The 13544-nt window shown below is 33.7% G+C and carries 6 protein-coding genes and 3 pseudogenes; 3 read left to right on the forward strand and 6 right to left on the reverse strand.

The genetic code is table 11. From position 1 onward, the window contains the following. From BLP58_RS09950 to BLP58_RS09970, 5 genes and pseudogenes are all read right to left on the reverse strand, one after another. Window positions 1-273: pseudogene (locus BLP58_RS09950) on the reverse strand (IS982 family transposase); the annotation flags it as partial. 89 nt (window positions 274-362) lie between these two features. After that, window positions 363-983: pseudogene (locus tag BLP58_RS12770) on the reverse strand (IS66 family transposase); the annotation flags it as partial. Continuing rightward, window positions 937-1158: pseudogene (locus BLP58_RS09960) on the reverse strand (IS66 family transposase). The pseudogenes BLP58_RS12770 and BLP58_RS09960, both read right to left, overlap by 47 nt. Before the next feature lie 2458 nt (window positions 1159-3616). Further along, on the reverse strand, window positions 3617-4339 hold the full coding sequence (locus tag BLP58_RS09965) for a hypothetical protein (RefSeq protein WP_013854580.1): 723 nt from the start codon (window positions 4337-4339) through the stop codon (window positions 3617-3619). Window positions 4340-5409: 1070 nt separating this feature from the next. Beyond that, window positions 5410-7692, reverse strand: a complete 2283-nt coding sequence (locus tag BLP58_RS09970) for a class III lanthionine synthetase LanKC N-terminal domain-containing protein (protein ID WP_013854581.1) — start codon at window positions 7690-7692, stop codon at window positions 5410-5412. A 377-nt stretch (window positions 7693-8069) separates the two neighbouring features. Here BLP58_RS09970 and BLP58_RS09975 point away from each other — a divergent pair, with 377 nt between their 5' ends. Next, complete coding sequence (locus BLP58_RS09975) at window positions 8070-9665, forward strand: ATP-binding cassette domain-containing protein (RefSeq protein ID WP_013854583.1); 1596 nt, start codon at window positions 8070-8072, stop codon at window positions 9663-9665. Continuing rightward, the gene (locus BLP58_RS09980) at window positions 9655-11232 is read left to right on the forward strand and encodes an ATP-binding cassette domain-containing protein (protein ID WP_013854584.1); all 1578 of its coding nucleotides are present in this window, start codon (window positions 9655-9657) and stop codon (window positions 11230-11232) included. The genes BLP58_RS09975 and BLP58_RS09980 overlap by 11 nt, the downstream gene beginning before the upstream one ends. Window positions 11233-11584: 352 nt before the next feature. Here the strand turns inward: BLP58_RS09980 and BLP58_RS09985 are convergent, their stop codons facing one another. Continuing rightward, a complete protein-coding gene (locus BLP58_RS09985; RefSeq protein ID WP_013854585.1) occupies window positions 11585-12814 on the reverse strand; it encodes an IS110-like element ISLhe4 family transposase in 1230 nt (409 codons plus the stop codon). Between the two features lie 443 nt (window positions 12815-13257). Between BLP58_RS09985 and BLP58_RS09990 the strand changes: the two genes are divergently transcribed. After that, window positions 13258-13544, forward strand: a 287-nt coding sequence (locus BLP58_RS09990) for an IS256 family transposase (RefSeq protein ID WP_042754183.1), incomplete at its 3' end; no start/stop codon positions are given.

Raw genomic sequence — 13544 nt, forward strand, 5'->3', positions numbered from 1 at the left:
AATCAATTGCAATAGCTGACGTGAACGTCGATTAAAACGTGAGTGTGATAAACAATTGAAACATTCACAGAATCTTCTTTGTGATTCAATTCCTGTCTTAGCTTGCCAGATAAGTAAAGCCAAAATCAGACTGTCCGTAGTTTTAATTTGATCAATATTTCGCCGATGAGTAAACTCAGCCGGTGCATACAAACGATACCAGTGCCGACAAATTATCACTAAATCTTTAAAACTAACTTGTAAATGGTGGCTAAAACGCTTAAGGCAGTTCAATCAGATCAGACTCTTTTCTTTTTGATACTACAACTTGAGTCTATATTAACTAAAACGATTTAACTAGCACCACGCGTAAATATATTATATAACTGAAACATTTGATTGCAGTATTTAAAAATTTGCTTAGCCAGCGATTTTTCTGATACGTTTTGCGACACAGTCTTGAAAAAATTTCTTCTTATGTGTGTCTAGCAACCAACCAAAGTGGCTTCGGACAATTGTAGATAAGCACCCCACATGTCGCAAGCAGGTAGCCGAGAGCCCAGGGCAACCTGACCACTACGGTGCGGGTCATGATGATACAAGGTAATGCCATAATCATCATGCTTGCCAAAAAGAAAGATCTAATAATAAGTCTTAGCTGTTTTGCTTTCTAAGACGGTATAGTAATTTCATCGGCATGCAGGATTGGTTGCTTTAATGATTGTGTTGCTCAAGTTCGTTTGACTACAATGTTGGCATTTGTAGGCATGCTGGATATGGTCTAGCCGTTTTATTTGTGCTGAAATTAAGAGCAACTCTTGACGAAGCGAATAGCTGCCGATTTCCGTAAGTTCATTATGACAGTCAGGGCAATGTTTATCGCCTAATTCATGATGAACTTCTTCTGCTGGAAAAGCGTCCAGTAGATCAGCCCGATTTCTTTGATGAGCTCTTTATTTATAAGTAATAGTCTGAACGGCGGCGTCGGGGACGCTCTTCGTCATCTGCTTGTTCTTTGGACTCATCGAATAAGCTGGTTGGGCCAGCTATTGGAATTTGTTTGGAAGACTACTTGCTGTAACGCTTTTGCGTTAGGTAGGCTACTTGTTCACGGAGGAGTTTGATTTCATCGGTTAGGTTTTGGATAGTCGTAACTTGTTGGGCAATGATGAGCTGAATGTATTTTTGACGAGATAACTTATTTCTGTAATGAATAGTTCCCAATATTGGGGATGCACCTTTTGTATCGAGATAGCGCCATATCCCCTTAGCAGGAGAGCTTTCATTGACTGAACTCAATTTATCCCATGTCTGAGTAGCCAGCTTAGGATCGCTGATAATAGCTTTAAATTCTTTAGAAAGTTCAAAGGTCGCATTCCATTGAGAGTTCCTGTTAATTTCTGCCACGTATTCTTTGATGGTTTGGTAGTAATCCATTGAATGATTGCTGCCGAGTAAGAATTGAGCCAGATCAATCTGAGCTTCAGATACGCCAGTCAAAACAATCTTTAAATTATTAGCTTGCTTGTACATTTCAGACAAAAATACTCGTTCACCGTCTTGATCACGTAAATATGACTTTAAAAATTTACTGGATAATGAAGCAAGTTTACGACCAATGTTGCCATATTTAGTAACTTTAGGCGTGGGTAAAGAACCATCAGTAATTGAAATGACTAGCAGAATATCCCGTTGAGGGTGTTCTAATGCATAGCTAATGTAATTTAAGATCTTTTGGATTTGCGTACCGTTAGCTTCGGTTCGATTATCTTGTTCTATAAAAATTTCCTGTCTGCGGTCATTGCGATAAAAGCTAACGACTTCATCAGCCACGAAAGTGTATTTTCGATAGTCATATTGATTTTTGAAGCTGCTGGTGTCGAGCAGGGTAGGGTCGAAATCTGGATTGCTGAGCAGATTGATATTTCTGAGCAAATTATCAGGATTTTCCGTAGGGTATCGAAAAGCACTCGCCTGGCTTTCTGGTTTTTGGAGCAGGGCTTTCAATTTAAGATGAGTAGCAGCGACAAATTCTGAGTAGTCATTATCGGACTTTAATAAATCTGGATCAGCAAGCTGGATAGGGTATGGCACGCTTGAAATTGAATAGGGATAGCCTTTTTTCTCCGTTTTGACATCAGTTTGATGCAATTTGCCGTCATTCTGATGTTTTTTATTTTGAGATTGCCCTTTTTTTGCCACTTTGCTATCGCTTTGATGCAGAGTGGTATCAGAATGCTTCAGATTGCTGTCAATTTGGTGCTTTTTATCTTTGAGTTTTGCTATATTCACCGCACTGATATCAGAATGAAGCGTTTTGCTATCAGAATTCTTAGTAGAAACAGCTTGTGTTTCTTTCACTGTCTGTTCATCGTTTCTGACTTTGGTATTGTTGCTTTCTTTGACAGCATTATCACTATCTAAAAGACGGTCTAGTTCTGCCTGGCTTTGACTAATATGCTGATCTTTAGTATTGGAGTTATCTAAAACAGGTGCATCCCTCTTTGGGGTATTCTTTATCTGTTTAGGGTGGGAATCACTATTTGAATCCTTAATTTGGGCTGACTTAGCTAAATTCACCAAAGTGTCACCACTAGTTTCCATTTGTCCCTGAAAGTCCCTAATTTTCACTTTATTGCTGTTTCCATCATTGGTATTAGAATGCGCTAAACCGTTGGTATTAATAGCTTTATCAACAGATTCTTTTAAATGGTTCCAACTGTCACCACTTGTCTCCAGAAGTTCCCTAATAGTTCCGTTTGTAGCTTTAATTTGAAAATTGCTATCATCCGAAATATCACCTAATCCCTTGATACTATTAGCTTTTGCACCTTTTTTAGATAAGTGCTTACAAGTGTCACCATTTGTTACCATTTGTCCCCGAAAAGTACCGTTTTGCACCTCAGACTTATATTTTTGATCACTTTTAGGCTTGTCTAAATTGCTGGAACCGTTGGTATTGTTGGCTTTATCAGCTAATCCATTTAAATGGTTCCAACTGTCACCACTTGTCTCCAGATGTTCCCTCAATGTATCAGTTTGTTTTTCATTGTCATTGCTAAGGGCACTGTCTAAAAGCTTGTCCAATTCTAGCTGACTCTGATTAAGACCCTGCTCTTTACCAGCAGACCGTTGGGCTTTATGTGCATCCCTCTTAGCATGAGGCTTATTAACCTTTTTAGATTCAGAGTTGTCAACCGGACTAAGTAATTCAGAAACATCATCCAAAAGCTTGTCCAATCTAATCAAAGGCTTGTCACGCTTAGGCTTAGAGCCTTCATTAACAAATGAATCAGAAGAATTTAACCCAGAATCCTTAGAATCAGAACTGTCAATCAGCTTCTTCGACTCCAAGCCTTTAACCTTAAGCTTCCCAGCGCCTCTTAAAACACTATCACCAGTATCATTAATACCAGTCCTACTAAATGAATTCGATAAGGTTCCTTTATTACTGTCATCCTTGTTAGCAATACCAGTAGTGTTCTTATGCCTTAGGGAGTAGCTATTACTAATAGAGTTAATATCCTTACTACTAATAGAACCATCCAATAAAGAGTCATAGAGACTTACTGTTATTAGGGATAGGTACTTATCAATAGGGGTATTAGTATATTTCTTTGTAAAAGTATTATTAGCGTTATGATAGGTACTTATCAATAGGGGTATTAGAGATAGACCGCATAAATGCAAAATGTCTCTTGTACCACAGTGGATTAGATGCAGTAAAAGTGGGGGCTTTACTACTTCTGGCTGTCTTTTCTGGATGCTCCATCTGAGTTATCTGGTTAAACTGATTGAAACTCTCTGGTAGCCTAAGACCTTCTGGATTCAACAATATCTGGTTCTTCTGGTTAATCTGGTTGTCCCTTTCGGGATGCACCTTTCTTATTGACCTTTCTGGATTCACTAAAAGCCTATAACTAGACTTAGATCCTAAATAAGCAGAGTAGAGATTATAAGCAGAAGCCTTAAACATTGCAGTATAGAGACCTTGTACTACAACCTCAATTGCTTGCTCATTGTGGCTGTTAATTGCTACAAGAGGATCATCACCAAGCACAAAACCATTAGCATTCAGGAAAGCACGGCAATTCTTAGTAGGAATATAAACATTGCGGAGAACAGAGCTACTGCTGGGATGTAGGGGTTTCTTCTTTTTTTGAAGCAGACCAGAATATTGGCACCATTTTAGTAAAATGGGATGGAAAAACCTGGTTGGATAGTGTTGAACAATTGAATACAGCATATCTAACTGGCTGTCATTAACAAAACCAAAATTGCATATTAGCTGTAATAACTGCATATCATTTTCTGACAAAGACAAAGAGCCTTTAAATCGTTTAGGACTATAAACAAACATAAAATACCTCCTAAATTAGGGTTGAAATATGTATAAGAGTAGCACTTCTAATTCAGAACTTGGATAAAACTCTGAAAGCTAGAATATGCAAGGCTCTAGACGATTTTAAATACCGGAAAATGTGTCTCTACAGCACTTCGATTTTGGAACTTATTTTGGAACTTAAAAAAGGAGAAAAAATGGATAATTTAGAACAAAAAAAGACACTCAGAAGCTCATTAATCAATGGAGCATTCAAAGTGACTCATTATGGATATGAATTAATATGCTGATCATCAGGATTTTCAGATATTAATGTCGTCCCCTTGAGAGCGTTCTTTACCTGATTGTGAGATAACTATGATTGTTGTTTAAACGATACATCAGAGAGATCCAAACAAGAATTATTAATGCACCTGAGGTCACCCTGAGTAGACCTGGCATCACCTTTTGTTGTTTTTTAGTCTAATTTTTAAATTATTTATCAGTTAACAAAATCGCTTAAGCTATTGATATGACAAATTTCTATGGTAGATCCATTTGAAAACTTGGAATAGGTATTATTAGTTCTCCTTTGTGCAACCCAGATAGCACAAAGTTCATTATCAATATCTATGCTTGTATGATTTTCATTATTAGTAGGGGGCTAAAAACTTATCTAATCCAGTTAATTTATAGTAGTTATTAAAAATTCTGATCAAATTGAATTATCTCAAGCCTAATATTTATAGTCAGTTTGGCTAAAGTAATGACAATTCGTTTTAAGTGATATTTTATTTACAGATTTGAGAACCTAATTTTTGCCTCCCCTCTAATCTTATAGGACGAAAATGACTGAAAAACAGAACTAAGAAAGATATATGATACTATTGATTCTTCATAATTTAATTACCCAATAAAAACAGCCACTCTTTTAACGAGTGGTTGCGTTAGTTAATAAACTTATCAATACTAGTTATTTACTTTAGTATATATCTAGTTTAGTCAGAGACTAAGGCTTAGATTACGAGTAGTTATCGTTAAATGTTAACGGATTACAAGGCATTAGAACTATATTTATTTTCTAGAAAAATTTGATATTAAAGGGTAAGCTAACTAATAATTTTCATTTTTTTAGCTAAATCGATAACGTAGATTATACCTTTATTTCCATTCTCGAAGTTGATATCTAAAGTTTGAAAAGACGGATTAACAATTATACTTTGATTATTGAAATGAAAAGCATAATATGGGAGAGTTTGAATATTCTCTTTTATAAAATCAGTGAAACCATTATTATGAAATACTTTTGTATAATTCATTAACCCTAATAAAATGCCACTTAGCCCGTGCATTAATGATGCATTTTGGGGCATATAGTGTTTTCCTAACGTATCAGATAATTTATATATTTCATTATCATACGTGCTATCTTGAAATTTCTTTTTAAATTTAAGGAGTATCATTAACATTCCCGCAGTACCGTCTGACAAGTATGGAGATAAGCGATTAGAAAGTAAAGTAGTTTTGTAGAAAATACCTTCTGTAGGTGAACTATACTGGTATGATATGTTGACAGCGTGAATTAATGCCTTAATGTCTTCTTTATGCTGTGGTTTTGCTTGTATGATAGAACATAAAAGTAATGCAAAAATGTTTTGAATAGATAATTGTTTAATTTGAGGATCAGTTAAATTGTTTACTAATAAATGATTTAATAGTTTTACTGAGTCAATTAGTTTATTTTGTATGTCTTCTTCAAATGTGACTTTATTATTTCTAATAATATTTTTTACAACAAACTGCAATTTGTCACTAAAGATAAAATCAGTATTAGAATCAATTGAAGTTAACTTTTCTTCTACAAAATTTAAGTGATTTAGTTGGGATAAATATATATTTTTTTGTAGACTTAATTCAAATGAATTAATGCTATAGATATCATCATTCATAGTATATGGATAATATTTATCATCACTTAATAAATCTTGTAATTTTGTTAAATCTAGATTAGGCTCCTTTATTAGTTTTGTAACGACATTTACAAATATTTTAGGTATTTGATTTAAAGATGCATACTTCTTAAAAAAGTTAATAGTCATCTCGCCTGTTTTATCGATAAATAAAAACATATTTGCTCGGCAGAACATTGAAATTATGATATATCCTAATTGTTGATTATCTTGCTCAAGTGCAGGTAAAATATCTATATTTTTATCATAAAATCCAGTTGTTCTGAAAGAAGACAATGTCTTGCCTTTATTTTCTTTTACGTTAAAACTTTGACTTATATCAATAAAACTACTAGTTTGTTTTTCTTCATCAATTAGTATGTTTGTACTTGATAAATCACCTAAGAAAATATTATTTTTATGTAATTCATTCAGTTTTGAAATTATATCAGTGATTACATTTTTATAAATCTGAATAGTATTCTTTCGCTGATTTGAGTCTAAAAAATCTTTATTTCCATTTGCTCTAAAAGCATCTATACTAATTCCTGGCATCTGTTGTTCACAGAGAAAGTAATCTTTATCTTCAGTAAAAGATCCTAAATAATTAGGAATAAAATTAAATTTTGCCAGTTTCTTTAAATTACGTTCCTCATTTTTTAGAGACGTAATTACACTAATTCCACCTTCTGAAAAACCAGGCTTTGCATCTTTTAATACGATCTTTCTATTCTTTCGTTTATCTATAGCTAAAAATGTAGAACCAGATGCTCGAGCATTCAATGCTTTGAAAGGAATTATACTTTTAAATAAGTATTTACTCGTTTTTTTATCGTCTATATTGTCTGGGAACGGTTCTTTTACCCAACTGGGTAATTTATAAGTGGTTTGAGTATAGTCCCGATATTCAATGGTATGAGAATTAGGGTTATATATATTAACATCAGGTCCTGAAATTATTCCGTATCTATAAAATAAAATATTAGAGTCTTTGTAACGTCTATCTGAAGAAATAGTAATACCTTTTTTTAATTGAAATGCCTTTAGTGAGTAAAGTTGGGTAATTATCTCTTTAAAACTTGAAAGGCTTTCAGGATAAATAGTTATAAATTTTCCGCTGCTCCAGATAGAAGATTTACCTGATAGATTGTTTAATAAATTTTCTAAATTCGAAATATATTTGAAGCTCACTTTATGTTGAATGCAAAAATTATATATTGTATTCAATATACTTTGGAAATTTTCTTCAGTACAAGAAACATGAATTTTAAACCCTTGATGAGGTAGCTTTTTGTCGGAAAGGTTAAATTGAAGAAAATAGTGTTTTTTATCACGAGTAATATCAAAAAGAGAAGATTGAATAATATTGTCTGGCAATAAATCTGTAGTGAATATTTTATTTTGCAGATTTAATAATGTCTTATTATTAATTAAAGATGTCATATAATTACCCCCTTGAAGTTTTTTATAAAATACTTCAGAAAATATTAAAAGTCAATCAATATTTTCAATAAAAATTATTGACATTTTATTAAATCGTCGTATACTTAAATCAAATATTAATTAAGCAACTTACCAATCTAAGCTACCAAGTTGATATTTCTAAAAAATATTTTAATTTATATTTTAATTTACGGAGGTATTATCATGGAAGAATTAGATAAATTACAAAAATTAGTTGAAGTACAAGATGTTGTAGAAGGTAGTGGACCTTGGTTCAGCTACAAATGTACTATTAATAATTAATATTTAAATAATCGAAGTATTCATACTTCGATTATTTTTTTACTATTAGTTTATGTTCGGAGGAGGTAGTAAGAATGACAATAAGTGGACTGATTAAGAGTCAAAAATGGCGATTTGCTTTAATCTTTTTATTATTCATTCTAGTCGCTGGCTTAAATACAGCGGCCAGCTATTTTTTTAAACCAGCAACGGATGCCTTAGTAAAAGGAAATTTAAATACATCATTATCCTTTTTTGTAGTGATGATTGGGGCAGGTATTATTAGTATTATTCTTGATGCTATTGTCCAAACAATTTATTCTCATCAAGTTCAAGATTACATTGGTCTTCTCAGACAAAAAATTGTTCATCATTTTTATCAGAAAAACGATCAAACTGTGACTGAAATGCAGAATGAGCTAGGCAATAATTTTGATATGTTGACGGACAATTATGCTACACCAGTGCAAACGCTCATTAGCAATAGTTTTACTTTAATCTTTACCATCGGCGTTTTGGTTCAGTTGAATTGGACTTTAGTAATTTTGACAGCCATCCTTGCAATTCTTAATCTACTTACTCCTAGAATTATGGAAAAAGCCACTAGCAAGGCTAATCAACAAGTTTCTATTGAAAATAGTAAATTATTAAAAACTATTGACCATTGGCTTGGTGGAATCCAGGAACTTAGAAGATACAGTTCTTTTAGTGAACTTTTTAGAACTATGAATAAAACTGATAGTAATTTTGAAGGTAGTAATATTCATAGTGCTAAGGTTCAATCTCTTTCTCTTTTTATTAGTAGTCTAGCTAATACTATTTCTCAAATTGCTATTTCATTATGGGCTGGCGTTTTATTCTTCCAAGGAAAGATGACCATTGGTGCTGCCTTAGTTGTAGGTGATTTTGCCAGTCAAATCTTTAATGCTATCTGGATTTATGAACAGGCAATGACACAACTTAAGTCGGTTAAGTCTGTTAATGAAGAAACCAAGAAACTAGAAAAAGCAGTTCCTAAAAATATTGAGAAGCTTAGTGATGATTTAGCTGAATTAGACATTAATGATCTAGATGTAAAGTATGAACACGGGGAAGAGATTCACTATCCTAATATTAAGATTAAACAGGGTGAGAAGGTTCTCTTAACCGGAGATAGTGGCACCGGAAAATCAACTCTGTTTAAGGTAATTCTTGGCCAACTCAAGCCAAAATCAGGGACAGTTGTATTTAAAGATTCCAGCGGTAAGGTGATTAAGCCGGATCTAGGTAAGATCGGTTATATTGCGCAGGATTCTATTCTTTTCCCAGAATCTATTCAAAATAATATTACGATGTTCAATTCTGCTTTAGACTCAAAAGTTGAAGAGTTTGTTGAAAAGGTTCAATTAAAGAAAGATATTCTGAAATTCCCGGATGGCCTAGAAACAGCTGTTGACTTAGATAAAGATAACTTGTCAGGTGGGCAAAAACAAAAGGTCGTTTTAGCAAGAAGTCAAATTCATCATAGCAAGTTTGTTTTGATGGATGAGGCGACCAGTGCGATTGACAGTGAAGCTACTAAGAAGATTTTGCAAGAACTGTTAAAGTCAGATGTAACTTTAATTTTGATTGCCCACAATTTTGATCAGAATTTACGGGCAATGTTTGATCGTGAGATTCATTTAAAAGGGGTGAAGAGCAATGACAATTAAGGAATTATATCGAGTAAATCCTTTACGCTTTATTTTAGCTACTATTTCTTACGTTCTGATCCCTTTGTCAGCTATTGGACAATCTTATTTATTAATGTATGAAGTAACAGCTTTGTCTAACCGCAATTTAAAATTGTGGCTGTGGTTAACAGCTGGTGAGCTGTTAATCTTGCTGGTCACTAACCTTACACAATCTAGTAGCAATTACTTAGCTACTAAGCAGATTCAAAACTATAATCATCAGGTTAGAGCTAATACGATTAAACATTACTATTTTGATGGACAAGATCATACTGTGGCAGCGATGCAGAACCGATTGACTACTGACTTGAAAAATACCAATGAAAATTATCTTCTCAACTTCTTTAGAAGCGTACAAATGGCTTGCTACATTTTGTTTGCAGTCATTGTCTTATTATTGATTCACTGGAGTCTATTGCTAGTAACCTTGGTATTGGTGGGAATTTCTATTTATTTGCCACAATTAATTGCCAAACCAATTCAAGCAGCTTTCTCTAAGATTTCAGATTCAAATAAAAAATATTTGGATGTTGCAGAAAAATGGCTTAACGGTTTGAATACATTGCAGAGATACATGGCTGGCGGTCATCTTTTCAAAGTAATGGACGAGGCGGCACAAGAGGTACAAGAATCTAAGGTTCAGCAAACCAGAATTAATCAAAGACTAGCTGTTATGAATGGCTTAGTTTCTAGTTTACTAATGTTGGCACTGTTTGCCTTTACTGCTGTCCTAATTGCAAATAAATTGGTTGTCTTTGGTACGATTACCACTGTGGGTAATTTGCAATTTTATATGGCCACTGGCTTACAATATTTAGGCAATTATAGAGGACAGATAAAATCTACTAAGCCGTTAAATGCCAAGATAGCTGAAGATAGTAATGCAATTGAACAACAGAAAGAAAATGAGTTGGGAACAGCTGTAGCCTTTTCAGGTAAGAATCTTAGTGTGGCTTTCCCTAATGGAGAAAAAATAGCTTTTCCTGACTTTTCTGTTAAAGCAGGTGAAAAGATTCTACTTACTGGAGATTCAGGAACAGGGAAATCCACTTTATTTAAATTAATTCTAGGCGAATTAAAACCAGCAACTGGCACAATTACTTACTTTGATAAAGACAATAACAAGATAGATCCTAATTTAGCTAAAATTGGTTACATTGCTCAAACGCCAAGACTTTTTCCAGTTACGATTGCGGATAATGTTACAATGTTTGATTCCAAGTTGAATCAAAAAGTTGATCAAGTACTTTCTGAAGTTGACTTGACTGATGACGTTAAGAAATTTAAAAATGGTGATCAACAAAAGGTTGATTTGGATCATTTAAATGTCTCTGGTGGTCAAAGACAGAAGATTGTTTTGGCACGAGCTAAGATTCATGATAGCGATATTATTTTAATTGATGAAGGTACTAGTGCAATTGATCAAAAAGCGACAATTGAGATTTTGAAGAAGTTGATGCAAAGTAAAGCAACTATTGTCTTCATCGCTCATAACTTTAGTGAAGAAATGCATCAGATGTTTAACCGTGAAATTCATCTTGGATAACAAAATTAAGCGACTGTATAAGAATAACTTTTGAATTAAGTAAAAAATTATAAAAAAGATTGATATATCAACGTTTTTTAACGAAGATTATCGGCTCTTTGTCAAATCCTGTTGATAGAGAGTAAATGAATAGAATCAAGCGGCCATTAAAAGGCTGTTTGGTTCTTTTTCTACCTTAAGTCAAGTAATATCAATAATTTAATAGATTATTTTATTAGAATTATTGGTACGAATGAAGCTAATTAAGTTAGAAAACTAAATTTATTAATAATTATATGTAACACAAATAAGCCTATGAGTACTTGTAGTTTTTTCATAGGTTGTTATACTGAAGTTGATCATTTGATTTCAACTAAAGTCTTTGGTTATGTGTGGCTACGTTGTAATCATATAATTGATCATGTTTGATAAGAGCAAACATTGTACGTATCAGTTTATGAACTGATGCAATGGCGATTTTCTTATAGCCCCGGCTATTTGAAGATCGTTTTTTCTTATCATAATAATCAGTGATATGACAAGGCTGAGTAGCTTTGACAGTTTCCATTTGAGTAATTGTTCGATAAAGAATCTTTCTAGCTAAGTGATTGCCATGTTTGGTTATTCCTAAATGACTGTCCTTTTCACCTGATTGATAGCGGCCTGGATCAATGCCAACAAAGGCATCAATTTGGGCTGAAGTATCAAACCGTCTTAAATCACCTAATTCGGCTACCAACCTAACAGCAGTAGTTTTGGCAATGCCAGGAATACTCTCATAGATATTCAAAGACCGTGCATTTGCTTGCATAGCAAGCTTTTCCATATAATTGATCACATTATCTCTTTCGGCACTTAGAGAAAGCAAATTGGCAATATTACGCTGAATTGCTCGAATAGTAATACTGCTTTCATTGTCATATGGATAAGCTTGTCTGGCTAAGGCATAGAGCCTAGTTGTTAAATAATGAGCTCTTTGTCTGCCAATTCCTGAAATGGCCAACAAACTTTGAAAGACCTGGTTTTCATTGTGATTTAAAACATATTGGGCATGCGGGAATAAGCTGACAATCGTCCAATAAACTCTGCCAGATGAAGTTGAAAGGATACTCTCTATCTGAGGAAAAGTAGACTGCAAATTACGATGGAGCTGATTTTTATTGATTATCAGGGCTTGAGTAAGCTCTTCGTAATAACGACTCGCATTTTGCAGTTCATGATATTCCTTAGGTTGAGGAGCACGCAATTTTTGTGGCGCATTGAATTGAATTAAAGCTAACCGATAAGCATCAACTTTATCGGTTTTATTATGCCTTAGATTATTGTCCATCAGCTTCTTAGCCTTTAAGGGATTAAGCTTTAAATACTTGATATGATAATCTTCTAAAAAAGCCTGTAAACTCAATGAATAAACTCCCGTAGCTTCAAAAACTACTAAAGGCGTGATCAAGTATTGATTTAAACGATCCAATAGATCTTGATAGCCAAAGGAATCATTAGTAATCTTAAAGGTTTCACCTTGCTTAATTCGATCAATTACTACACAAACTGTAGACGATTTACTGCTAACATCAATGCCAAAGATAATATTTTGTTTCATCATTCTAACCTCCAAGTGAAGACAAACAGTTTTATCAACCTATTAATTCTCATTTTCTGAACTCGGCATCAAGTGCCCACAGACTTCGAAGAGACTTATAAATAGGCGGTAAAGCAGTCCGTTTTCTTTGCGACGTTACACGTCCAAAAGAACCAAGACTTTATTTGCTTTATCTTCACTTTCTATTTTAGACAAAATAAAAAGTGCCAGATCATGAATCCGTCGATTCATAATCCAACACTAGGTTAGTATGTTTTCTTTTATTAAAAATAATTACCTTATTTTATATATTTACGTGTTTAATGTATTTTATTCTGAGACTGTAAAATAGTTTGTGTAAGGATGAATGATTCCTTAAATTAATTTCTTAAAATATTAGAAAAAGGAGTTCCTTTCTCGTATGATTGGTTTGAACAAAAAACACATACAGAAAGAAGAACTCCTTCATGAATGATTTTACCAAAAATATGGCTCAAGCTCTATTCAATCAAGACAAAATTAATGATTTATTGCGTAAAGAATTACAACAAGCAGTTAATGACTTGTTAGAAGCTGAATTAACTGCCTTTTTAGGTTATAATCCTTATGCAAGAGACGGCTGGAATACCGGCAATTCTAGGAACGGTGCCTACTTTCGCAAGGTGGATACGCAGTTTGGCAAAATTGAAATCCAGGTGCCACGAGACCGCAACGGCCTGTTTCATCAGCACACGCTGCCTGACTACAAGCAGCA

Origin of the sequence: Lactobacillus kefiranofaciens (assembly GCF_900103655.1) — a bacterium.
In the GTDB taxonomy this organism is placed as follows: Bacteria; Bacillota; Bacilli; order Lactobacillales; family Lactobacillaceae; genus Lactobacillus; species Lactobacillus kefiranofaciens.

Excerpts from the sequence above, each read along its gene's own strand:
- BLP58_RS09980 (WP_013854584.1), top strand. The coding sequence starts at position 9,655 with ATGACAATTAAGGAATTATATCGAGTAAATCCTTTACGCTTTATTTTA.
- BLP58_RS09975 (WP_013854583.1), top strand. The coding sequence starts at position 8,070 with ATGACAATAAGTGGACTGATTAAGAGTCAAAAATGGCGATTTGCTTTA.
- BLP58_RS09970 (WP_013854581.1), bottom strand. The coding sequence starts at position 7,692 with ATGACATCTTTAATTAATAATAAGACATTATTAAATCTGCAAAATAAA.
- BLP58_RS09985 (WP_013854585.1), bottom strand. The coding sequence starts at position 12,814 with ATGATGAAACAAAATATTATCTTTGGCATTGATGTTAGCAGTAAATCG.
- BLP58_RS09965 (WP_013854580.1), bottom strand. The coding sequence starts at position 4,339 with ATGTTTGTTTATAGTCCTAAACGATTTAAAGGCTCTTTGTCTTTGTCA.